The following is a 21,398-nucleotide window of genomic DNA, read 5'->3' on the forward strand; positions in this document are numbered from 1 at the left end:
TCGTCGGGCGTCAGCGCCCGCTGGACCATGAGCGTGTCGAAATCAGGCGGGCAGGGGCGGTAAGTTTGGGCGAGGCGCCCTTGGCCGAGACGGGCGAGCTTTGCGCGCCGAAAGCCGAAGCTGCGATCTCCCCCTCAAGGGAGGAGATTGGCGGCCATCTCAGCCCCACTTCATCTCGCCGGTGGCGACCTTGGAGCCGATGTCGAGCGCAACGCCCATGCCGAGGCCGGGGAAGCGGGCGTCCATGGCGCTCTTCAGTGCGGCAGCGTCCTTGGCCTTGGCCAGTTCTTCCTCGAAGGCGACGAGATAGGTTTTGGTGTGCTCGACGCCTGAAAGGTCCGTAGCGGCCTCAGGCGTCATGTGCCCGGGCACGACGATTGCCGGCTTGCGCGCCGCGATCTTTTCGAGATTGGCGAGCCAGGCGGCGCGCAGTTCCCTGGTCGGCGTGTCGGCGGTCCAGACATGCACGCCGGCAAAGATCATCACCCCGCCGAACACCGCATTCAGCGACGGCACGAAGAGATAGCGCCGGTTGGCGAGGCCTTCCGCGGCGACGATCTCGATGGTCTCGCCATCGACGCTGAGCGTCTTGCCGTCGAACGTTTCGGGGATGACGACGTCGGCCAGCGCCTGCGGGCCATTCTCCTTGAGCTGCGGCCCCCAGACGGCGAGCTTCTTTTCGACATTGCCGTTGATGGCGGCCACCGTCTCGGCTGCGGCGATCACCCGTGCCTGCGGGAACGCCTGCTTGATCGGCTTGAGGCCGAAATAATAGTCCGGGTCGGACTGGCTGACATAGATGGTGGTGAGCGTCTTGCCGGTCGCCTTGATCGCCTCGGCCACGGCCCGGCCGTCGGGGTAAGTGAAACCGCCATCGATCAGCACGGCTTCGGCGGCGCCGGAGACCAGCACCGGGGCGCGGAAGAAGCCGTTTTGCCCGGCGGGGAAATGTTTCCAGGAAAGCCCGCCGGCCGCATGGCCAAGCCCGGCGGGAGCAAAGACCGCGGCAGCGCCGGCGGCGAGGGTGGTTTTCATGATGCTTCTCCGTGTGAACATGGATGTCTCCTGGGATCCGGAATTCGGCGGTCTCGATGCCCGCAAGATGGCAAAAGCGGAATGCGTATTGAAGGCCGACAAAATAGACGTAATGTATGCCATTGCCTGACAATGAGACTGCCTCTGCCATGAGCGAAGCATGAACCTGAACCGGCTGGCCTATTTCGCGGCGGTGGTCGATGCCGGCTCGTTCACGCGGGCCGCCGAGCGGCTGGGCATCACCAAGGCGGTGGTCAGCCAGCAGGTGGCGCGGCTGNCTGGAGCGCGATGTCGGAACGACGCTGCTGATCCGCACGACGCGGCGCGTCCATCCGACCGAGGCCGGCCGAACGTTCCATGCCCGCTGCCTGCAGGTCCTGCAGCAGGCCGAGGATGCATTCGACGAGCTCGCGCAGGCCGCCGCCGAGCCGACTGGCACGCTGCGCATCGCCGCGTCCAACGACTACGGCACATCGGCGGTGGTGCCGGTGGTCGCCGCCTTCAGCGCGCGCTATCCCGCCTGCCGGGTGGAGCTGACGCTGGGCGACGAGACGATCGACCTGGTTTCCGGCCACATCGACGTGGCCATCCGCGTCGGCTGGCTGGCCGATTCCAGCCTGCAGGCCCGGCGCATCGGCACCTTCCAACAATTCATGGTATGCGGCGCCGGCTTTGCAGGCCGGTTCACCGCCGGCGAACCGCAAGACCTCGCCGGGCTGCCCTTCGTCGCCAACATGGCGCTGCGCGAACCGCTGCTATGGCAATTTTCGCGCGGCGATGACGAGCAGCAGGCCGTGCGCATGCAGGCAACGATTTCGATCGACGCAACGCCGGCAGTGCTGGCAGCGGTCCGCGCCGGCGCCGGCCTGTCGGTGCTGCCGGACTTTTTGGTGCGGAACGAACTGGCCGCCGGGCGGCTGGTGCAGATCCTGCCCGAGTGGCGGCTGCCCTCCGGCGGCATCTACACAGTCTACCCCGCCGCCCGCTTCCGCCCGCCCAAGGTGACGAGGTTTGTCGAGATGCTGATCGCGGCCGAGCAGAAGCTGGAGGCAGGCGGGCGGGGGCGCTGATGGGCGAAGCTGCGATCTCCCCCCTTGAGGGGGAGATGGCCGGCAGGCCAGAGGGNCCCCTCTGCCCTGCCGGGCATCTCCCCCTCAAGGGGGGAGATTGGCTCATTACGACTTTCCCGCCGCATACTCCAGCGCCACCACGCCGTTGCCGAATTGCGTGGCCGAGATCAGCTCGAGCGGCAATTGTGCGCCAGGCGGGAACAGCAGCTTGCCCTGGCCAACGGCACCTGGGTAGCTGAGCAGCCTGATGCGGTCGACCAGGCCGTGGCGCAGCAATTCCTGCGCGACACTGAGGCTGCCATGCACATAGATGTTGCCGCCGCTGCCTTGCTTCAGCCCTCTGACCGCGTCCGGCAACGCGCCCTGCAGCAGCTCGGCCGGCTGCCAGTCGAGCGCCTGCAAGCTGGTCGAGGCGACATATTTCGGCAGCGCATTGAACCGGTCGGCGAAATCTCCGGTCTCCTTGGGCCACGAGCCGGCAAAGATCTCATAGGTCGTGCGCCCCAACAGCATGGCGCCGCTGTCGGCAAGCTCGTCGTCCTTGAATTTCTGCATCTCATCGTTCCAGGCCACGCTCGGCAGCTTCTCGACCTCGGCAATGCCATCGACGCTGATGAATTCGGTGATGATGAGTTTTCTCATGGCGGGTTCCTTCTGTCGGGACGGCCGTGCGGGTCTTGTGCGAACTGCACCGTCAACTAGCGCGGCGCTTTTTCAGGGGGAGGGCTTTCCCTGTTCAGATTCGATCTACAATGACCGCCCCGCTGCGCAATACCAGTTTCCTGACCAGTATCTGCGCCACGTCGAAGCATGCGTCGGCGACTGGATCATCTACTATGAGCCCAGCAAGGTAGAAGAGAGCCGTAGCTATTTCGCCGTGGCTAAGGTCCAGGTTATCGCCGATCGTGCGAGTTACGGGCTGGCTACAGGTGGGCAATACCGGCTTTCAGCAGTCCTTCGCGGACGTGCTGCACTTCAGACTCCTGGGCAAAGTGCAGGGTGGCGATAAATGAATCGATGTCGAATTGGGGATCGAGCGTTCTGATCTTGCCTAGATGCGCCGCGGCCGCGATTTCGTCGCCGAGCCAGCCGTAGCAGGCAGCGGCGAAAGCGTGCTGAGCCGAGTCCATGGTTGACAGATGCATGAAAGCTTCGATCGCCTCGCCATACTGGCGCGCGGCGAAATGCGCCTTTCCCAGATGGCTCCAGAACCTCTCCGGGTGGTGCGGGTTCAACTGCATTGCCTTGCGGATCCATTCAATTCCCTCTTCCGGCCTCCCGAGCCACGTCAATAACTCGCCTTGCTGCACCACCACGAGGTCGTAATTGGGATTGAGGGCCAGCGCGCGCTCTTGATGGTAGCGCGCAGTGGTCAGCTCATTGTTGTTCACGTTCACGGCCGCGAGGATGCGGTGGACATCGGCATCGTTGTTGTCCAGCGCCAGCGCCCTGTCCAGCGCCGCCATGATGTTGTTCCAGACGGCATCCCTGTCTTCGCACCAACTATGGACCCAGGCCTGGCCAAGAATGCAGGCCCGCCAGGCATGGGCATGGGCATAATCGGGGTCGAGCGCGACGGCCCTTTCAATCAAGGTTTGCGCGCGTTCATTATCCGCAATCGTGCTTCGGTGATGCAGCACCTTGGCAGCAAGCACACATTCATACGCGGCCATGTTTGCAGGTTTCGCTCGCGCGAGCTGGTCCCGCTGAGCCGCCTCGACACGACCGGGCAGCGTGGCTGCGATCGCCGCGGTCACCTCATCCTGAATCGCGAATATGTCGTCCAGCTTCCGGTCATATTTGTCTGCCCAAATATGAGCGTCATTCGCCGTGTCGATGAGCTGAACCGTCACGCGCACCCTGTCGCCGATCTTGCGGACGCTTCCCTCCACCAGGTATTGGACGGTGAGTTTCTCGGCCACCTCGCGCACATTCACGGCGCGGTTCTTGTAGACGAAGCTGGAATTGCGCGAGATGACGAACAGCTCATGGTGGCGGGACAGTTCGGTGATGATGTCCTCGGTCAGTCCGTCCGCGAAAAATTCCTGCTCGGGGTCGCCGCTCATGTTGGTGAATGGCAGAACCACTATCGACGGTTTCGAGATGGATCGCTTTGCCTCGACTTCTGGCAGGACAGAACTATCAAACCCAACGCGATAGAGGCGAACCGGGCGGCTGATGTTCTTCAACGTCTTCTCGCCCAGGTCCTCCATGGCAATTTCGAGACGGTCGGCAATTTGGGTCGCCACCGCTGCGGTCACGCAGATACCGCCGACGTCGGCGAGTTGCTCGATGCGCGAGGCAATATTGACGCCGTCGCCGAAAATATCCTCATCGTCGAAAATGATGTCGCCGAGATTTATGCCGATCCTGAATTCGATACGCCGTTCTTGCGGCACATCCGAATTGCGCCGTTTCATGCGCTGTTGGATTTCCACGGCGCATTTCACGGCATCGGTCACGCTCTGGAACTCAACGAGCATGCCGTCTCCGGTGGTCTTGATGATCCGGCCCTTGTTCTTCGCGATGGCGGGATCGACCAGTTCTATGCGATGGGTCCGAAGGCGTGCGAGCGTGCCGGATTCATCGGCCTCCATTAGCCGACTGTAGCCCGCCATATCGGCAGCCAGAATTGCGGCTAGTCTCTGTTCCATCGCTTGAACCAAAAACCAAGCCTATCCTTCCTGGGCTGCCAAATCCAGCAATTTGGGCTTGTGGCTGAATCAAGACGTCTTCTACCGCAGCAGCAAGAAAGGGCGGATCAGAACCCTCCGCCTGGTGGCTGCGAACTCGATCGCATCAATGGCGGGAGGGATCCGCGCGGCGTCAAGCTCGTCGAGGCGATATATTTCGGCAGCGCGTTGAACCGGTCGGCGAAATCTCCGGTTTCATTGGGCCACGAGCCGGCAAAAATCTCATAGGTCGTACGCGCCAAAAGCATGGCGCCGCTGTCGGCAAGCTCGTCGTCCTTGAATTTTGCATTTCAGCGTTCCAGGTCACGCCCGGCAGCTTCTCGACCTCGGCAATGCCATCGACGCTGATGAATTCGGTGATGATGAGTTTTCTCATGGTGATCTCCTGATGGTCAAAGGACGAACCGCGCCGGCCTATTGCGACCGCTCCGTGAAAAAATATCGCGGCGCTTTGTTAGGGGGAGGGGCTTTCCCTATTCGCTTCCAAAAGACCAATACCGTCGGGAAAAGCTTCTGCGACCTGGACTAAGCTCCCAAGATCGGATTTGGTGTTATATCTGAGCCAGAAATCCCCAAAGAAAGCACTGCAGAAAGATCATGGGATTCGGGGTCTTCATTCACCGCTCCGATTCGATCTACAACGACCGCCCCGCAGAACAATACCAGTTTCCTCGCCCGTATCTGCGTCGCGCCGAAGCTTGCGTCGGCGACTGGATCATTTACTACGAGCCTAGCAAGGTAAACGATACTCGTGGCTATTACGCCGTAGCCAAAGTCCAACAGATCATTCCCGATCCTGTGACGCCTGATATGTACCTCGCTCTGATTGAGCCCGGAACCTATCTCGATTTCGTCAATCCTGTTCCATTTAACGGAACTGATGGTCTCGTCGAACGAGGCTTGCTCAACGACGAAGGAAGGATTTCCGGTCGCGCCCAATCGGCCGTCCGCCCCATCAGTCCAGCCGATTTCAACCGCATTATCGATCTCGGCCTGGACACGAATGAGTTGTTGCTACCGCGCATTGACGAGGTCGGCACATCAATCGGTTTTCAGGATGAGCAGGCGCCATTCGAATTCGAGCAGAGCCGCGATCGCGTAAACTACATCGGATCGCGAATTGTGCGGGACCGCATTTTCCGTCGCATCGTGTTGCGCGCCTATGATGAACGGTGCGCGATCACGGGACTCAAGTTGATAAATGGCGGCGGGCGAGCAGAGGTTTCAGCCGCCCATATTCGATCTGTCGAAGCGAACGGTCCGGATGTCATCAATAATGGGATCGCACTGTCCGGCACGGCGCATTGGATGTTCGATCGCGGATTGATCAGCCTATCCGATGACCTGGAAATTCTGATCTCGCGCCAGGTCAACGACCTCGACAGCGTGCAGGCGTTCATAAACAAGACTCGCCGCGCGCTTTCACCGGGCCGACAATTTGAACGCCCTCATCCTCGTTTCTTGCAATGGCACCGGCAGCATTGTTTTAAGCAGTGAAGCACCGCCGGCGGCGGAGCGTGTTGGAACGGCCGCTTCTGACCCGAAGCCGACCTTCATCAGCCCATTTCGCCGCCCGATAGCCGACGTTCACCCGAACCGGCGGGTGGCTTCGGGCTCGCGATCGCGTGGGACCGACATTCCAAGTGGGCATACGAGCGAGGGAAGTTGCCTCATCGAAGACCGAGACCAGTCGTTCGGTCCGGGGGTCAGGCCGTGGGCGTCCGCGTGCCTGCCAACTTCGACGAGATGACCGTCGCGGAGTTCCTTGAGTACGTCAGCTGGTGGGCAGATCTGTCGACCACCGAGCGACAGACCGTTCAGAAGAACGAGACGCGGCACTAAAGCCGTTCAGGTCCTCCGGGACGAGTGCCGGCCGTGGGTCGGGTCTTGGTCCCGCGATTCGAATTGGAAACTGAGAGACCGGTCGGACCACCCGCTCAGCTAAGGCGTCGGGACAATCAGGCCGTTGATCAGCAACCCGGTCCCAAAGCCCGCAATGCAGCCGGCGCTCTTCACGAGCGCGTCAGCAATTTCGGCGCTGGCCGCCCATCCGGCCCTTGCGGCAGTCGGTTCGCTTCTACTCTATATAATCGGATTGCGCGCCGCAGTACGCTGAAATAGCCTCGGTGGGGGGCAATTAGAACACAGCAAGTGGAGGATAAAATGACATTGAAGGTTTGCATGCTGGTCGTCGCCATCACCGCGCTATGTCTCGGACCAGCCAATGCCCAGTCGGCCAAAGACTCCATTGAAGCCAGCAATGCCGAGTTCATGAAATCGCTTAACAGCAAGGATGCCGCTGGCGTGGCATCGCATTATGCTGAGGACGCGACCGTATTGCCGCCGAATGCGATGCGAGTCGACGGGCGAAACAATATTCAGAAGTTTTGGCAGGGCATAATTGATTATGGCGTTTCCGATCTTAAACTCACAACTGTTGAGGTGGTAGAGAGCGGAGATTTCGCGTTTGAGCAGGGCGCCTTTTCTTTCAAGATGCCCGGCAAAGACTCCAAACAGGTGGACGGGGCTGGCAAGTCTATAGTCGTCTGGAAGAAAGCACAGAACGGCAACTGGGAGCTTTATCGCGACATCTGGAACGACGATCCTGCAAAATAGGCATTCTTCGGTTCCAGCCCGGTTGCTGGCAGCAGATAGACCGATAGCGGCGGGAAGGGGGGCCCCGCCGCAATCCCCGGGAATGGCACCATTGAGTCGCATCAGGTCGTACCGCGAACGGCAGGTCTGGAGAAGCGCCATGAAGGGTAGCAAATGGCGCAAGGCGGTCATTGACGAATAACCGCGTCGCCCGCTCGCCATCCCCCTTGCCATCCCCGCATCCTTCTCCTAATCTCCCTCTGAGAAAACCTTTTCCCAAATCGCCCGGCATCCGCTGACCTCACCATTCAGCGCTTCGCAGGACGATAAGAGAAAAGCTTTTCTCAAATGGGAGGATCGATATTCAAATCATGGCGTCCGATGCGCAGCCAACGCCTGTTTCTGCCAAGCAGCCGGTCACCTTGCGCGAGGTGGCGGCGCTTGCCGGCGTCAGCGTCGCCACGGCTTCAAAAGCGCTGAACGGGCAGGGGCGGATGACGGCTGAGACGCGGACCCGTATTCGCGAGACGGCGCAGCGGCTTGGCTTTCGCCCGAACAGCCTGGCGCAGAGCCTGTTGCGGCGGCGCTCCTTTACCGTCGGGCTGTTGACCAACGACACCTATGGTCGCTTCTCGCTGCCGCTGATGGCCGGCGTTTCCGATGCGCTGGTCGATGCCGGCGTCTCGGTGTTTTTGTGCAATGTCGAGGACGACCCGCGCCTTGCCCAGCTGCATGTCGATGCCATGCTCGACAAGCGCGTCGACGGCATCATCGCCACCGGCAAGCGCATCGACCGCCATCTGCCGGTCGACCTCGCCAATCTCGGCATTCCGGCGATCTACGCCTTCACCCAGCCCGATCCCGGCGCCATCGCTTTTGTGTCCGACGATGCCGGCGGGGCGCGGCTGGCGGTCGAGCATTTCTGCCGGCTCGGGCGGCGGCGCATCGCCCATGTCAGCGGTCCCGCGAGCTTTGCCGTGGTGCATGCCCGGGCCGAGGCCTATCGCGCGGTGCTGGCCGAAAACGGCCTGCCGGTCATGGAGCCGCTGCTCGGCCCGTGGTCGGAGGCCTGGGGCCACGAGGCGGTGGCAAAACTGTTCGACGGCGAGGGTTTCGACGGTACCCGCGAAAAGCCCGATGCGGTGTTTTGCGGCAACGACCAGATCGCGCGCGGCGTCATCGACGCCTTGCGCGAGCGCGGTATCGGCGTGCCCGACGAGGTCGGCGTCATCGGCTTCGACAATTGGCAGATCGTCGCCGAGGCGACCCGCCCGCCGCTGACCTCCGTCGATATGAATCTGGCAGCGCTCGGTCGCGAGGCCGGCCTTGCCTTGCTTTCGCTCGTCGGCGGCGAACCCGCTTTGCCGGGCATTAGAAAACTGCCGTGCCGGCTGGTGGTGCGTCAGTCATGCGGCCGTCCGCCGGACGGCTGAACGAAACGGGCCGTGTCGATAGTCACCCGCTTGGGGGCGCGGCTAAATTAAAACCATGTGGAGGAGAAGCATGAGAACCACCATTACCGGGCTCGCCATCGCCGCGAGCATTTTGGGCACGCTGGCAACAGTCGGCCCGGCCGCCGCCGACACCGCCAACATCTGGGTGCGCGCCGACGGCTCGAACTTCATGCCGCGCGTCGTCGATGCCTTCAACAAGGGGCATCAGAACCAGATCAAGCTGGACATCATCCCCAACGCCGAAATCATCCCGAAATATGGTGCTGCCGCCGCCGGCGGCACGGCACCCGACGCGCTGTCGCTCGACCTGATCTACACGCCGTCCTTCGCCGCCGCCGGCCAGCTGGAGGACATCACCGACTGGGCGAAATCGCTGCCCTATTTCGCCAGCCTGTCGCCGGCGCATGTCAAGACCGGCACCTATAAGGGCCGCATCTACGGGCTGCCGTTCTCGGCAGATTCCTCGGTGCTGATCTGGAACAAGAAGCTGTTCAAGCAGGCCGGCCTCGACCCGGAAAAGGGCCCGACCAACTGGGCCGAGATCGAAGCCGACGCCGAAAAGGTCAATGCGCTCGGCGGCGACATCAAGGGCTTCTACTTCTCCGGCAATTGCGGCGGCTGCAACATCTTCACCTTCACGCCGCTGATCTGGGCCTCGGGCGGCGACATCCTCACCGAGGACGGCTCCAAGGCGACGCTGGACACGCCGCAGATGCGCGGCGCCATCGACCTCTACCGTTCGATGGTCAAGAAGGACCTGGTGCCTTCAGGCGCGCAGACCGACACCGGCTCCAACTTCTTTGCCGCCTTCGCCACCGGCAATATCGGCATCTCGCCGTCCGGCGCCTTCGCCATCGGCGCGCTCAACACGCAATATCCCGATATCGACTATGGCATCACCTTCCTGCCCGGCAAGGACGGCGGCTGGTCGTCGTTTGCCGGCGGCGATAATTTCGTCGTCACCAAGGGCACCACCAAGGTTGCGGTGGTCAAGGAGTTCCTCGACTTCGCCTATTCGCTCGAGGGCCAGACGATCCTGGCGAAATACGGCAGCCTTCCGGTGCGCGGCGACATCGCCAAGGATGCGCTCAAGGATCTCGACCCGCGCTACCAGACCGCCGCCGAAGCCATGGCCAAGGGCCGCACGCCCTATTCGGTGGTGTTCAACGATCTGATCAACTCGGCCAACGGCCCCTGGAACCAGATGATGAACGAGGTCTTCTTCGGTGAAGACGTCGACGGCGCCATCGCCAATGCGCAGGAGACGATGCAGTCGATCATCGATTCGGCGCCGCAGAAGTAAAGCGCCGGCGCCCACCTCCCCCTCGAGGGGAGGTCGGACCGAAGGTCCGGGTGGGGTCGTTGCGGCAGTGCTCGACGTTTCTGTCGGCGCACTTCGCAGAGGACCCCACCCCCGCAGCCCCTTAACCTCCCCCTTGAGGGGAGGTCGGACCGCAGGTCCGGGTGGGGTCATCGCGGCAGTGCTCGACGCTCTTTTGATGTCGGCGCGCTTCGCGGAGGACCCCACCCCCGGCCTTCGACCGGACCCTCCCCTCAAGGGGGAGGGGGACGTAGCGCTAACGGAAGACCACGGCATGACCACCATCACAGCAATCTCCGCGCCAGCGCGCGCATACAAACTCGTCGGCGCCGGCCGCCGGCAGTGGATCGGCTTGCTCTATGTCGCGCCCGCCGTTGCCCTTGTCGTCGTCTTCTTCATCGTGCCGCTTTGCATGACCGCCTGGATGTCGCTGCACAACTGGCCGCTGATGGGCGCGCATAGCTTTATCGGCCTCGACAATTACTGGGCGATCCTGCGCGACACCCGCTTCTGGAACGCGCTGAAGTTCACCGGCTACTACACGGTGGTGGTCACGATCGCGATCTTCGCCGTCGCCTTTCCGCTGGCACTGTTCATCGAACGGCCGCGGCAGCTGACCGGCTTCTACCGCACGTCCTTCTTCATGCCGGCGGTTATCGGTTTCGCCTCGGCCAGCCTTTTGTGGTCGTGGCTGCTCAATGTCGATTCCGGCCTGTTCAGCCCGGCCGCTTTCGAGCTCGGCCTGACCGAGAAGAAATTCAACCTGCTGGCGACCTTCCAGCCGGCCTTCTGGTCGATCATCGCCATGGTCGTGTGGAAGGTGGCGGGCTTCACCATGATCATCCTGATGACCGGCCTGCAGTCGATCCCGCCGGATCTGCAGGAAGCGGCGATGATCGACGGGGCAGGGCCATTCGCGCGGTTTCGCGCCATCACCTTGCCGCTGATGCGCCGCACGCTGGCGTTGGCGCTGATCCTGTCGGTCGCCGGCTCGATCCTCGCCTTCGACCAGTTCTACATCATCCTGCGCGGCGGCCCGCGCAACCAGACGCTGACCGCCGTCTACTGGATCTTCAACCAGTCCTTCGTGTCGTTCAAGCTCGGCTATGGCGCCGCCCTTTCGATGGTCCTGCTGGTCATCCTGGTGGCGCTCAGCCTCATCCAGCTGCGGCTGCTGCGCAATCCCGAGGGTGTCGACTGATGGCGCAGGCTCGCACCCGCAAACGCCGCATCGGCATGCAGATTGCCGAGCACTCGACCGGCATCATCGCGTCGATACTGTTCCTAGCGCCGATCGCCTGGACGGTGCTTTCGGCCTTCAAGCCGGCGCAGGAGGCGCGCCAGCCGCCGCTGCCGCCGTGGCCGACCAGCGGCATCTCGCTCGAGAACTACGCCACGCTCAACACCTTTGGTGACGGCCTCTGGCTGCCGGCGCAAAACAGCATCTATGTCTCGGTCATGACGGTGGTGCTGTCGGTGATCGTCAGCGTGCTCGCCGGCTACGGTTTCTCGCGCTTCCGCTTTCCGCTGAAGAACCTGCTCTTCGTCGTCATCCTGTCGACGATCATGATCCCGTTCCAGTCGATCCTGACGCCGATCTTCCTGGTGCTGACAAAAATCGGCCTGCACAACACGCTGACCGGGCTGGTCTGCGTCTACGTCACGCTGCAGCTGCCGTTCTCGATCTTCATGATGCGCAACGCCTTCGATGCGGTGCCGCGCGAGATCGAGGAGGCCGCGCGCATGGACGGCGCCAACAACGTCACCATGCTGCTGAGGGTGATGCTGCCGCTGGTCTGGCCGGGCATCGTCACCATCGCGCTGTTCGCCTTCCTTGGCGCCTGGAACGAGTTTCTGGCGGCGCTGGTGCTGATGACAGACCAGTCGAAATTCACGCTGCCGATCATGATGACCGCGCTGCAGTCCGGCCGCTTCGGCGCGATCGACTGGGGCGCCGTGCAGGCCGGCGTCACCGTGATGATGGTGCCGTGCCTGGTGCTCTTCCTGCTGCTGCAGCGCTTCTACATCCGCGGCCTGATGGCAGGGGCCGTGAAGTGACCAATCGAACCGAACCGGAGTAAATTGATGACCGCATCGCAATCCGCCAGTCAGGGCGCCAAGCCGAAACTCGCCTTCCGCCCGCTGCCCGTGCCGCAGGTCGATGTGCGCGGCTTCTGGGGCGACCGTGTCGATGCCGTCGCCTCGAAGACCGCCGGCATCCTCTATGACCGCTGCGTCGAGGCGCGCATGCTCGAGCAGATCGACCCGGACCGGCCATCGCCGGGCGTCGTCATTCCGTTCCACTCACCCTCGCCGGACGAGGCAGCCACCGCCGGCAACGAATTTACCGGATCGACGGTGACGACGCAGATGTTCTGGGACTCGGATTGGGGCAAGACCATCGAGACCGCCGCCTACTCGCTCTACCGCCGCCGCAACGACGAGCTGGAGAAGAAGATCGATGCCGTCATCGACATGTATGGAAAGCTGCAGCAGCCCGACGGCTATCTGTCGAGCTGGTACCAGCGCATCCAGCCGGGCCTGCGCTGGACCAATCTGCGCGATTGCCACGAGCTCTATTGCGCCGGCCATCTGATCGAAGGCGCGGTCGCCTATTACCAGGCCACGGGAAAACGCAAGCTGCTCGACATCATGTGCCGCTATGTCGATCACATCGCCGAGACGTTCGGTCCCGAGCCCGGCAAGAAGAAGGGCTATTGCGGCCATGAGGAGATCGAGCTGGCGCTGGTCAAGCTGGCACGGGTGACGGGCGAGCGCAAATACATGGAGCTTGCCAAATATTTCATCGATCAGCGCGGCCTTGAGCCGCATTATTTCGACGAGGAGGCGCGCGCCCGCGGCGCCGACCCCAAGGCCTATCATTTCAAAACCTACGAATACAACCAGTCGCACAAGCCGGTGCGCGAGCAGGACAAGGTCGTCGGCCATGCGGTGCGGGCGATGTATCTCTATTCGGGCATGGCCGACATCGCCACCGAATATGGCGACGACACGCTGCGGGTGGCGCTCGACCGGCTGTGGGACGATCTCATGACCAAGAACCTCTACGTCACCGGCGGCCTCGGGCCGTCCTCGCACAATGAGGGTTTCACTGCCGATTACGACCTGCCCAACGACACCGCCTATGCCGAAACCTGCGCTTCGGTCGGCCTGGTGTTCTGGGCAAGCCGCATGCTCGGCATGGGCCCCAATGCGCGCTACGCCGACATCATGGAGCGGGCGCTCTACAACGGCTCGATCTCCGGCCTGTCGCTCGACGGCTCGCTGTTCTTCTACGAAAATCCGCTCGAAAGCCGCGGCGCCCACCACCGCTGGAAGTGGCACCGCTGCCCGTGCTGCCCGCCCAATGTCGGGCGCATGGTCGCCTCGATCGGCAGCTATTTCTACGGCCTGTCGGACGACGCACTCGCCGTCCATCTCTATGGAAACGGCACGGCTCGTTTCGATATCGCGGACCGGCAAATAGAGCTCACCCAGACCAGTAACTATCCATGGGACGGCGCGGTCTCGATCTCTGTCGAACCGGAAGCTCCGACCGAGTTCACTTTGCACCTGCGCTTGCCGGCCTGGTGCCGCAAGGCAGCGCTCAAGGTCAACGGCGCCGATGTCGATCTGGCTGCCATCAGCAGCGACGGCTATGCCGCGATCCGCCGCGAATGGCGCAAGGGCGACCGGGTCGAGCTCGACCTCGAAATGGCCGTCGACCGCCTCTACGCCAATCCGCAGGTGCGGCAGGATATCGGCCGTGTCGCACTGGCGCGCGGCCCGCTGATCTATTGCGTCGAGGAGACCGACAATTCCAGCCAGCTGCACCGCATCGCTCTGCCGCGCACGGCCGACATCGAGGCGCATCAGCAGCCGAACCTTCTGGGCGGCGTCGTGACACTTTCGGCGATTGCCAAAAAGGAGGCTTTCGAAAACTGGGAAGAGGGGCTCTACCGCACCGAACCGCCGGCGGTCGAGGACGCGAAAATCACCGCCGTGCCGTATTTCGCCTGGGACAACCGCGACCCCGGCGAGATGCTGGTCTGGCTCAGGGACGAATGAAGCCCGATCGCAGCGCCCGACCGATCTCCTCGGCCACAAGTTCCTGCAACTGCCAGAGATTGCGGTCGCGGATGCCGCAGGCGTCGAGATGGCGAATGGTCTCGAACAGATATTCGGCGCCCGAACCCCAATGGCCGACGGCCGTGGCCAGGGTCGCCGCTATCGCTCGCTTTTCGAGCTTGCCGGCATAGCGCGGATTGGCGGGATCGACAACGAAACCAAGCGCTTGGCCCGTGCCGTCGCCCGTCCTGACCTGCAGCCAGCGCGGCACGTTGACGGCCGGCAGGATGGTCATCTCACGTCGCAGCAACGTTTCGAGATTGGCCCCCACTGGCTCGGCGATCTCGAATACCATGCCCTGACACTGGCCGCCGCGGTCGAGGGCCATCATCAGGCCGGGCTGCTCGATGGTGCCCCTGAAGCGCTGCACCGTAAAACAGAACGAACGATGCCAGCCCGTCGCCACGGCCCGTTCGCCACCCCTGACCTCGCCGGCCGGCTTCCACAGCAGCGAGCCATAGGCGAACAGCTTCACCGGCCCGCCCGGCGCGCCGGCCAGCACCTCGTCGCGAATGCGCGCGTAATCGGCATCGGTCATGTAGACCATGCCCGGCGTCGGCCCGGCATCCTCGACCGCACGCAAGGTGCGGGCGACCAGCGCCTCGGTCAGCGCCATCGGTGTCTTGCGCGGCGAACGCCGTGATGCGGCGGAAATGACCTTGCTCATCCTCATGCTCTCAGCCTTGCCGCCATGTTGCCGAAGGCTGAAGAATTCTCAAGGGCCGAGTACACCAGCGCGGTATCGGGATTCGAACTATCGTGTCCAACAGCTTGACTGGCTTAGTGCGGAGGCTGATCTGGCCGGACGGTGTCGTTGCAGCCGTCAACATAGGGATGAACCGACCACCGGGAGCCGGGCCGGGCCTGTTGCGCCTTGGTGAGCGGATCCTGGGACTGCGCGTAGCCGTCCTGGTAGCCCCGAACGATTTCGTCGATATCGTCGGGCCAGTCGCCGTCCCATGGCCGTCCCAGAATCTGGGCCTGTTGGACCGGATGCAGTTCGTTGTGGCCTTCATGAAAGCTGTCGTGGATGTGTCCGGCATCATAGACCCACCGGCCGGTCACCCCCTGGATTGTCGCTCCGGTTCCATCGCCTTTGTTGGTCTCGATGCTGGGCAGGCCGGCGTCGCTCGGACTAGCGGTGTCCGAACTGCTGAAGGCCGCGCCGAGCAGCGAAGCGAGCAAGGCGAGAAGCGCCAATACGTAGGCGACGACCACGCCGACGCCCGACATGCATAGCGCCAGCGCTGCCAGGGCGGCGATCAGGGCGAGGATGTTGACGGTCTGCAGGTCATGGATCGATGCCCCTTCGAACTCCACATGCAGCGCCTCTGACTTTACTCCGGTCACCTTGTCCTCCGCCGGGTTCCCCGTGAACAGAAAGCCGTGCGAGGAGGTGATTGCGTTTTCGGCCATCAGATAGCCGAACGGGGCACTGGCGGCGGCAACGGCCTGGGAGACGCCCACCGGGTTGTTCGGCAGCAGCAAATTGAGGCTGTAGTCGGAGTCCAGGCTTCCTGGCCAGGTCTTCTCCGACGGCGGCTCGATGCTGATGACCATGCCGACGATACTCACCGGCTCGCCCAGGCAAACCAGCCGTTTGTTGAGCCACCAGTCGCAATAAGCGAGAATCCACACAATCTCAGTCACCACCAGCGCGATCGGTATGCACCACGGCTCGCCCATCGCGACCACCACCACGACCATCACGGCTGCGAATATGCCGCTGGTAATCGCCGCGCTGATGTACTGGTTGACCGAAATCACCTCGTCGGCGGTCGTGCACTTGGTCCAGGATTTGTCGTCGGTGGCCATCACGGCTCCAAGCTGCTGAGGACGGTCAAGGTGACGCCGCCGCTGGCGCGGTCACCCTCGTCAAATGCATTCAGATTGAGGGCTTGCCGCCCGGTCCAGCCGTCCGGCGGCGTAGCGACCGCCGTGATCGTCACCTGTTCGCCCGGCGCCAGCGACGGCAGGTCAGGCGAAATCTCGACCTTCCAGCCCGGCGGCAGGGGATGAGCCGACGGCAAGTGTGCCGCCAGCCGGCGCTTTTGCTCCGCCTTGGCGGTCTCTTCCGTTGGCTGCCGGTCGTCGCGACAGGGGCCGAGCGGCGGAATGGTGTAGGCATCGACGGTGAACCGGTACCGATGCGGCCGACGGGTAGCGTTGCGCAACTCGAATTGAAATGTTGCTGGCGACTGCGCCAGTCCGACATCGGTATTTTCTTGCCCGAGATTGTTGGCGAAGTTGGCGTCATCGGCCGGGTCGAGCAAAGCTTGCAGGCAATAGTGACCTGCTTGCCGCGGCGTATGCCAGTCGAAGGAGACGAACCCAGGCTGGCTGGCGGATCCGATCACCCCGACCGAGACCGGCCTGGTGGCTATCGGATTCGACACGGTTCCGATGCCAAACGACAGATAGGACAGATGGACCGGCATCTTGACGACGACGGCATCCGGGGAGGCGTTCCATACGCGAACCCGCACCTCGTAGTCGGTGTCCGCCTGCAACCTGCCGGCGGGAACGGGCACACCACCCTGGCGTAGCTCGATATCGGGATTATCCCAGGTGACCGCGAGACCAAGGCCGATCAGGTAATACTGATCGTAGATCAGCGGGTCAGGCCGGCAGAAAGCAGGGTGGTCGATCGGTACGCAATGCGCCCGGGACCCTTTCTGGTCGACCCGGCGATCACCCCCTAGCCGCCACCGGCGACAGAAACGGCGAGCCATCTCGATCAGTGCCGGAATCCAGGCGGAGAACAGTGCTCGCAGGATTGCCGCTATTCCTCGCATCGACTTCCCCTCTGAAGCTAACGCAGGGCAACGCTCTGATAACAACGGGATTCGCGCGGCAACAGTGTATTGGAGTGTCAGACGACTGGTGCCGTTTGTACTCTGGTCAGACGAATAAAGCTGGGCTCGAACGGTACGCGGGCTATTTCCGCGCGAAGAAACCGCGCGCGAACTGCACGATGCGCTTGTGGAATGCGAGCGCCAATATTGCGACAACGGCAAGTATGTAGAGATCTTCGGTCGATCCGTCGCCGCCGTCAGGTGAAATACCAAACCAACTCTCGATGAAATCCATGAACAGATTCCCTCCGCGCAAACTTGCGACCCATGTTCAGCATAGCTCTTCAGCTTGTCCCGGTGTCAAGTAGGGATGCATTGCCCATCCACATAAATCCAGCAAAGACCGTTTTGCCGAATTGTCTGCTGTCTGTCGATAAACCTGAGAATTTGCCTAAAGATTGGCTAAAAAATTGTCGCGGCTTATTGATGCACAACTGAAGGAAAGCTTTGTATCTCGGTCATTTCCGGGTCATTTTGTCGATCATGTGCGAACGATCCAGTCATGATGGTGTCGCCAAACAGGTCCGGACTTGTGCATGGACAGTACGCGGCCCACTACGATCAGAAGCGCGGGGTAGCCTGAAAAGCAGCCCGGCATGGCTCATTGGACGCCATTCGGCGGTCGTCTGGCCTGGTTTCAAATGTAGTCAGCTCTCGAACGTGCCCGGCGGCGTCGTCACGCTGTCGGCTATTGACAGGAAAGAGGCGTTTGAAAATCACCGGCGGTCGAGGAAGCAAAAGTCACCGTGCCGTATTTCGCCTGGGACACCACGATTCCGGCGAGATGCTGGTCTGGATCAGAGCGTCCTGACCGGCAGCTATCGTACCGGCCGAGCCTTAGCTGGGCCGGCCGGTACGCTTGCCGGCCTGACGAGGGCCGCCGTCAAGCAGCCGGTCGAATGTTTTGGTTCACCCGGAAGAGGTTGTTTGGGTCGTATTTCTTCTTCAGCGTAGCCAGGCGCTCATAGTTGTCGCCATAAGCCGCCTTGAGCCTTGCATCGCCCTCGTCATCCATCATGAAGTTCAGGTAGGCGCCGCCCAGATCGAACGGATGCACGGCCTCCCAGTAGGCCTTGGTCCAGCGCGTCACCGGCCCCGCTTTCTGTGGGTCCGGATCGATCCCGGCGATGACCATCGACCAGGTCGCATCACGGTAATTCCAGGGTGTCTCGTCTTTGCCGACGCGATGGACCGCACCATCGATCGGGTAGAGGTGCATGAGCGATAGCTCGCTCGGCGTCTTCGCCGCCTGCTTGAGATGGGCGTCGATCGCCTCGTCGGACAGCGTCTTGACGAAATCGCCCCGCCAGTACCACTGCATTCCCTTTGGGTAGAGCCCATCGAACATGCTCTGCACCGCGGGATAGGGCATCGTTCCCATCCAGTTGAACCAGGGCGCGGGCAGCGCATCGAGCAGCGGGGCCAGCGCCTCTCTGCCCTTTTCCTCCGGGCCGTTGTAGCAGCACATCAGCAGACACATCCGCTTTCCCCAAAACTCTTCCGGGAAGGGTGCGCTCGAGAGGACGGTCTTGAGCCCGAGAAAGATCCCGAGTTCTTCGGGCGCGTTCGGCAGGAACTCGCGATAATGCTGCATGATGGTGCGGGCGTGGCGCTGATCCCATGCGATCGGCCCCGCAAAGACCATGCTGACCTGGTGGAGCTTGAACACAAAGCTGGTGACGATGCCGAAATTGCCGCCGCCGCCGCGAAGCGCCCAGAACAGGTTGGGGTTCCGCTCCTTGCTGGCGGTGACGAAGCTTCCATCGGCAAGCACGACATCGGCCTCGATCAGATTGTCGATGGTCAGGCCATATTTGCGCGTCAGATAGCCATGGCCGCCGCTCAGCGTCAGTCCGGCGACCCCGGTGGTCGAGATGATGCCCGCCGGTACGGCCAGGCCAAAGGCATGGGTGGCATGGTCGAGGTCGCCCTGAGTGCAGCCCGGGCCCACCCGCGCCGTGCGGGCATCCGGATCGACGCGCACGCCGTTCATCGCCGACAGGTCGATCACCAGACCGTCGTCGCAGCTCCCCAATCCTGGTCCGTTATGGCCGCCGCCACGTACCGCAACCAGCAAATTGTTGTCGCGGCCGAAATTCACCGCTGTGATTACGTCGGCGACGTCGACACAGCGGGCGATCATCAGCGGCCGCTTGTCGATCATGCCGTTGTAGAGCTTGCGGGCCTCGTCATAGCGGGCGTCGCCGGCGCGGATGACTTCGCCTCGCAGGCTTGCTGCGAATTTGGTGATGTCTTCATCGTTCATGACATTCCTCCCTGTTATTGGACCTGTCGGCCGGCCGATGAAACGCTAATCCCGCCCGCTGTTCCCGCAAATGTCACATCGTCCATTTCTGTTGCCCGATCGTTCAGAGTAGGATTAGACCGGATGGATAGTTGCTCGGGCGGCCATATTGCCGGATAGTTCGAGATGCCTGGCGGAAAAACTCGTTGTCAAAGGGAGTAGCCGATCGTTTCCGGAGGTGTAGTGCATGGATGTCCTTTCCGATGTGCTCCGAGCCGTTCGCCTCACCGGTGCGATCTATTTCGACGTCGACGCCAGCTCTCCCTGGGTTGGCGAGTCGCCGGGCACGGCCGACATTGCCGCCGCCGTCATGCCGGAGGCAGAGCACATCATTTCTTTTCATGCCGTGATGTCGGGCTCGTGCTGGGCCGCGCTGGGAGACGATTCGGTGCCGCCGGTGCTCGTCAACGCCGGTGATGTCGTTGTCTTCCCCGGTGGTGTTCCGAACGTGTTGAGCTCCTCGCCGGGGGCGCGGGGCGAACCCAATATGGCGATGTATTATCGGCCGATAGACGAGAGCCTGCCGTTCGCGGTGATCCATGGTGGCGGGGGAGACGAGCGGACCCGGTTCATTTGCGGGTATCTTGGCTGCGATGCACGTCCCTTCAATCCTCTCCTGGCCGCATTGCCGGCCATCCTGTGTGCCCGCAAGCCCGCCGATGGAAGCAGCTGGGTTATCGACCTTTTTCGGCTGGCGCTGGCTGAAGGTGGCAGTGGGCGGGCGGGCTGTGAGACGATCCTCGCCAAGCTGAGCGAGCTGATGTTTGTCGAGATCATCCGCCGCCATCTCGAGACCCTCCCCGACGATTCGCGCGGCTGGCTGTCAGGCCTACGGGATCCACACGTCGGGGAGGCGCTCCGGCTCATCCACGCTCGCCCAAGGGAGGAATGGACATTGGACCGGCTCGCCCGCGAAGTAGGGCTCTCGCGCACGGCGTTTGCGAGCCGCTTTACCCACTATGTCGAGGTCTCCCCCATGCATTATCTTGCTCGCTGGCGTCTGCAACTGGCAGGACGCTTGCTCGAACGGCCCGAAATGAGCATCGCGCAAGCGGGTGCCGAGGTCGGCTACGAGTCGGAAGCCGCCTTCAATCGCGCCTTCAAAAAGTTCGTCGGCATTCCACCTGGCACCTGGCGAAAGGGACGGTCGGCGTTGCTCGAGGCTCAGAGATTGCCCGCTGGCGTCGTACAATAGGAAAGAACTGGCAGGGCGTTGACGCTTCGGTCTGCGTGCAGCGTCCCAATGCCCGAAAGCCCCTGGCACAAAGCGGTAGACGATGACCGGCCGCCGCGACGCTTTCGGCGAGGCGTGTCAGACTTCGCGCCTCAATCCTTCGCGCGCTCGACATAGGCGCCATCGGCGGTCATCACCACCACGCGGGTGCCGGCGCTGATGTGTGGCGGCACCAGGGTACGCACGCCGTTGGACAGCGTTGCCGGCTTGTAGGACGAGGACGCCGTCTGGCCCTTGGTCACCGGCTCGGTCTCGACCACCTCGAAAGTGGCGCGCTGCGGCAGTACCAGCGAGATGGCGATGTTGTTGTATTGCGAGATCTGCACCGGCATGCCTTCCACCAGATAAGGCGCCATGTCGCCGACCACGCTTTCCGGCACCGCGACCTGGTCGTAAGTCTCCGGATTCATGAAGTGAAAGCCTTCGCCGTCACGGTAGAGGAACGTGTGCTCGCGCTCCTCGACATAGGCGCGCTCGACCTGCTCGGTGGTGCGGTAACGCTCGGAAACCTTTACCCCGTCGGAGATACGCCGCATGTCGAGCTGGGTGACCGGCGTACCCTTGCCAGGATGAATGTTTTCGGCAAAGAGGATCACATAAAGCTTGCCGTCCTTTTCGACGACGTTGCCTTTGCGTAAGGAGCTGGCGATGACCTTCACGGGTTTCCATCCTGATAAAATTTATTGGCGCAAATCGGCTGGAGAGGCC

At 62.4% G+C, this 21,398-nt stretch carries 19 protein-coding genes and 2 pseudogenes; 12 read left to right on the top strand and 9 right to left on the bottom strand.

What is annotated here, in order from left to right; translation table 11 throughout:
* Window positions 1-159: 159 nt before the first annotated feature.
* Complete coding sequence (locus X773_RS42415; protein ID WP_031211151.1) at window positions 160-1,056, bottom strand: MBL fold metallo-hydrolase; 897 nt, start codon at window positions 1,054-1,056, stop codon at window positions 160-162.
* On the opposite strand from X773_RS42415, the gene X773_RS78940 reads away from it, so the two are divergent.
* Entirely contained in the window at window positions 1,034-1,165 is a 132-nt protein-coding gene (locus X773_RS78940) for a hypothetical protein (RefSeq protein ID WP_023674354.1), read from the top strand. The genes X773_RS42415 and X773_RS78940 overlap by 23 nt on opposite strands.
* A gap of 30 nt (window positions 1,166-1,195) precedes the next feature.
* Window positions 1,196-2,105, top strand: a pseudogene (locus tag X773_RS42420) (LysR family transcriptional regulator).
* Between the two features lie 105 nt (window positions 2,106-2,210).
* On the opposite strand, the gene X773_RS42425 reads toward X773_RS42420, so the two are convergent.
* Window positions 2,211-2,747, bottom strand: coding sequence for a dihydrofolate reductase family protein (locus X773_RS42425; RefSeq protein WP_023674355.1), 537 nt, complete (start codon window positions 2,745-2,747; stop codon window positions 2,211-2,213).
* 37 nt (window positions 2,748-2,784) lie between these two features.
* Here X773_RS42425 and X773_RS77940 point away from each other — a divergent pair.
* Window positions 2,785-3,009: pseudogene (locus tag X773_RS77940) on the top strand (hypothetical protein); the annotation flags it as partial.
* A gap of 19 nt (window positions 3,010-3,028) precedes the next feature.
* On the opposite strand, the gene X773_RS42430 reads toward X773_RS77940, so the two are convergent.
* Window positions 3,029-4,759, bottom strand: coding sequence for an adenylate/guanylate cyclase domain-containing protein (locus X773_RS42430; protein WP_023674357.1), 1,731 nt, complete (start codon window positions 4,757-4,759; stop codon window positions 3,029-3,031).
* Window positions 4,760-5,081: 322 nt separating this feature from the next.
* Between X773_RS42430 and X773_RS77225 the strand changes: the two genes are divergently transcribed.
* From X773_RS77225 to X773_RS42470, 8 genes are all read left to right on the top strand, one after another.
* Window positions 5,082-5,327, top strand: coding sequence for a hypothetical protein (locus tag X773_RS77225; protein WP_023674359.1), 246 nt, complete (start codon window positions 5,082-5,084; stop codon window positions 5,325-5,327).
* Window positions 5,328-5,395: 68 nt separating this feature from the next.
* Window positions 5,396-6,295: an HNH endonuclease gene (locus X773_RS42440; protein ID WP_023674360.1), complete on the top strand. Its 900-nt coding sequence runs from the start codon at window positions 5,396-5,398 to the stop codon at window positions 6,293-6,295.
* A gap of 666 nt (window positions 6,296-6,961) precedes the next feature.
* Window positions 6,962-7,414 (top strand): SgcJ/EcaC family oxidoreductase, encoded by a 453-nt coding sequence (locus X773_RS42445; RefSeq protein ID WP_023674362.1) that lies wholly within the window; start codon window positions 6,962-6,964, stop codon window positions 7,412-7,414.
* A gap of 350 nt (window positions 7,415-7,764) precedes the next feature.
* Window positions 7,765-8,826 (top strand): LacI family DNA-binding transcriptional regulator, encoded by a 1,062-nt coding sequence (locus X773_RS42450; protein WP_023674363.1) that lies wholly within the window; start codon window positions 7,765-7,767, stop codon window positions 8,824-8,826.
* Between the two features lie 70 nt (window positions 8,827-8,896).
* Entirely contained in the window at window positions 8,897-10,150 is a 1,254-nt protein-coding gene (locus X773_RS42455) for a sugar ABC transporter substrate-binding protein (protein ID WP_031211152.1), read from the top strand.
* Between the two features lie 292 nt (window positions 10,151-10,442).
* On the top strand, window positions 10,443-11,369 hold the full coding sequence (locus X773_RS42460) for a sugar ABC transporter permease (protein WP_023674365.1): 927 nt from the start codon (window positions 10,443-10,445) through the stop codon (window positions 11,367-11,369).
* Window positions 11,369-12,226: a carbohydrate ABC transporter permease gene (locus X773_RS42465; protein WP_023674366.1), complete on the top strand. Its 858-nt coding sequence runs from the start codon at window positions 11,369-11,371 to the stop codon at window positions 12,224-12,226. Before X773_RS42460 ends, X773_RS42465 begins: the two co-directional genes overlap by 1 nt.
* A 27-nt stretch (window positions 12,227-12,253) precedes the next feature.
* A complete protein-coding gene (locus tag X773_RS42470) occupies window positions 12,254-14,236 on the top strand; it encodes a glycoside hydrolase family 127 protein (RefSeq protein ID WP_023674367.1) in 1,983 nt (660 codons plus the stop codon).
* Here the strand turns inward: X773_RS42470 and X773_RS42475 are convergent.
* From X773_RS42475 to X773_RS42490, 5 genes are all read right to left on the bottom strand, one after another.
* A complete protein-coding gene (locus tag X773_RS42475) occupies window positions 14,223-14,963 on the bottom strand; it encodes a gamma-glutamylcyclotransferase (RefSeq protein ID WP_023674368.1) in 741 nt (246 codons plus the stop codon). The two genes, X773_RS42470 and X773_RS42475, sit on opposite strands and share 14 nt — an antisense overlap.
* A gap of 113 nt (window positions 14,964-15,076) precedes the next feature.
* Window positions 15,077-16,111, bottom strand: a complete 1,035-nt coding sequence (locus X773_RS42480; RefSeq protein ID WP_023674369.1) for a hypothetical protein — start codon at window positions 16,109-16,111, stop codon at window positions 15,077-15,079.
* Window positions 16,111-17,091, bottom strand: coding sequence for a hypothetical protein (locus tag X773_RS42485; protein ID WP_023674370.1), 981 nt, complete (start codon window positions 17,089-17,091; stop codon window positions 16,111-16,113). Before X773_RS42485 ends, X773_RS42480 begins: the two co-directional genes overlap by 1 nt.
* 142 nt (window positions 17,092-17,233) lie before the next feature.
* Window positions 17,234-17,386, bottom strand: coding sequence for a hypothetical protein (locus tag X773_RS76155; RefSeq protein WP_023674371.1), 153 nt, complete (start codon window positions 17,384-17,386; stop codon window positions 17,234-17,236).
* A 648-nt stretch (window positions 17,387-18,034) separates the two neighbouring features.
* Window positions 18,035-19,417 (bottom strand): FAD-binding oxidoreductase, encoded by a 1,383-nt coding sequence (locus X773_RS42490; protein WP_023674372.1) that lies wholly within the window; start codon window positions 19,415-19,417, stop codon window positions 18,035-18,037.
* A 226-nt stretch (window positions 19,418-19,643) separates the two neighbouring features.
* On the opposite strand from X773_RS42490, the gene X773_RS42495 reads away from it, so the two are divergent.
* The gene (locus tag X773_RS42495; protein WP_023674373.1) at window positions 19,644-20,651 is read left to right on the top strand and encodes an AraC family transcriptional regulator; all 1,008 of its coding nucleotides are present in this window, start codon (window positions 19,644-19,646) and stop codon (window positions 20,649-20,651) included.
* A gap of 131 nt (window positions 20,652-20,782) precedes the next feature.
* On the opposite strand, the gene efp is transcribed toward X773_RS42495, so the two are convergent.
* Complete coding sequence (gene efp, locus X773_RS42500) at window positions 20,783-21,349, bottom strand: elongation factor P (RefSeq protein ID WP_023674374.1); 567 nt, start codon at window positions 21,347-21,349, stop codon at window positions 20,783-20,785.
* Window positions 21,350-21,398 lie beyond the last annotated feature (49 nt).

Origin of the sequence: Mesorhizobium sp. LSJC280B00, assembly GCF_000502835.1 — a bacterium.
GTDB lineage: Bacteria > Pseudomonadota > Alphaproteobacteria > Rhizobiales > Rhizobiaceae > Mesorhizobium.

Bases quoted from the DNA above. Each gene is read 5' to 3' on its own strand.
- X773_RS42470 (WP_023674367.1), top strand. From the start codon at position 12,254: ATGACCGCATCGCAATCCGCCAGTCAGGGCGCCAAGCCGAAACTCGCC.
- X773_RS42490 (WP_023674372.1), bottom strand. From the start codon at position 19,417: ATGAACGATGAAGACATCACCAAATTCGCAGCAAGCCTGCGAGGCGAA.
- X773_RS42425 (WP_023674355.1), bottom strand. From the start codon at position 2,747: ATGAGAAAACTCATCATCACCGAATTCATCAGCGTCGATGGCATTGCC.
- X773_RS42445 (WP_023674362.1), top strand. From the start codon at position 6,962: ATGACATTGAAGGTTTGCATGCTGGTCGTCGCCATCACCGCGCTATGT.
- X773_RS78940 (WP_023674354.1), top strand. From the start codon at position 1,034: ATGATGCTTCTCCGTGTGAACATGGATGTCTCCTGGGATCCGGAATTC.
- X773_RS42475 (WP_023674368.1), bottom strand. From the start codon at position 14,963: ATGAGCAAGGTCATTTCCGCCGCATCACGGCGTTCGCCGCGCAAGACA.
- X773_RS42440 (WP_023674360.1), top strand. From the start codon at position 5,396: ATGGGATTCGGGGTCTTCATTCACCGCTCCGATTCGATCTACAACGAC.
- X773_RS42430 (WP_023674357.1), bottom strand. From the start codon at position 4,759: ATGGAACAGAGACTAGCCGCAATTCTGGCTGCCGATATGGCGGGCTAC.
- X773_RS42465 (WP_023674366.1), top strand. From the start codon at position 11,369: ATGGCGCAGGCTCGCACCCGCAAACGCCGCATCGGCATGCAGATTGCC.
- X773_RS42415 (WP_031211151.1), bottom strand. From the start codon at position 1,056: ATGTTCACACGGAGAAGCATCATGAAAACCACCCTCGCCGCCGGCGCT.
- X773_RS42485 (WP_023674370.1), bottom strand. From the start codon at position 17,091: ATGCGAGGAATAGCGGCAATCCTGCGAGCACTGTTCTCCGCCTGGATT.
- X773_RS42495 (WP_023674373.1), top strand. From the start codon at position 19,644: ATGGATGTCCTTTCCGATGTGCTCCGAGCCGTTCGCCTCACCGGTGCG.
- X773_RS42460 (WP_023674365.1), top strand. From the start codon at position 10,443: ATGACCACCATCACAGCAATCTCCGCGCCAGCGCGCGCATACAAACTC.
- X773_RS42480 (WP_023674369.1), bottom strand. From the start codon at position 16,111: ATGGCCACCGACGACAAATCCTGGACCAAGTGCACGACCGCCGACGAG.
- X773_RS76155 (WP_023674371.1), bottom strand. From the start codon at position 17,386: ATGGATTTCATCGAGAGTTGGTTTGGTATTTCACCTGACGGCGGCGAC.
- X773_RS42450 (WP_023674363.1), top strand. From the start codon at position 7,765: ATGGCGTCCGATGCGCAGCCAACGCCTGTTTCTGCCAAGCAGCCGGTC.
- X773_RS42455 (WP_031211152.1), top strand. From the start codon at position 8,897: ATGAGAACCACCATTACCGGGCTCGCCATCGCCGCGAGCATTTTGGGC.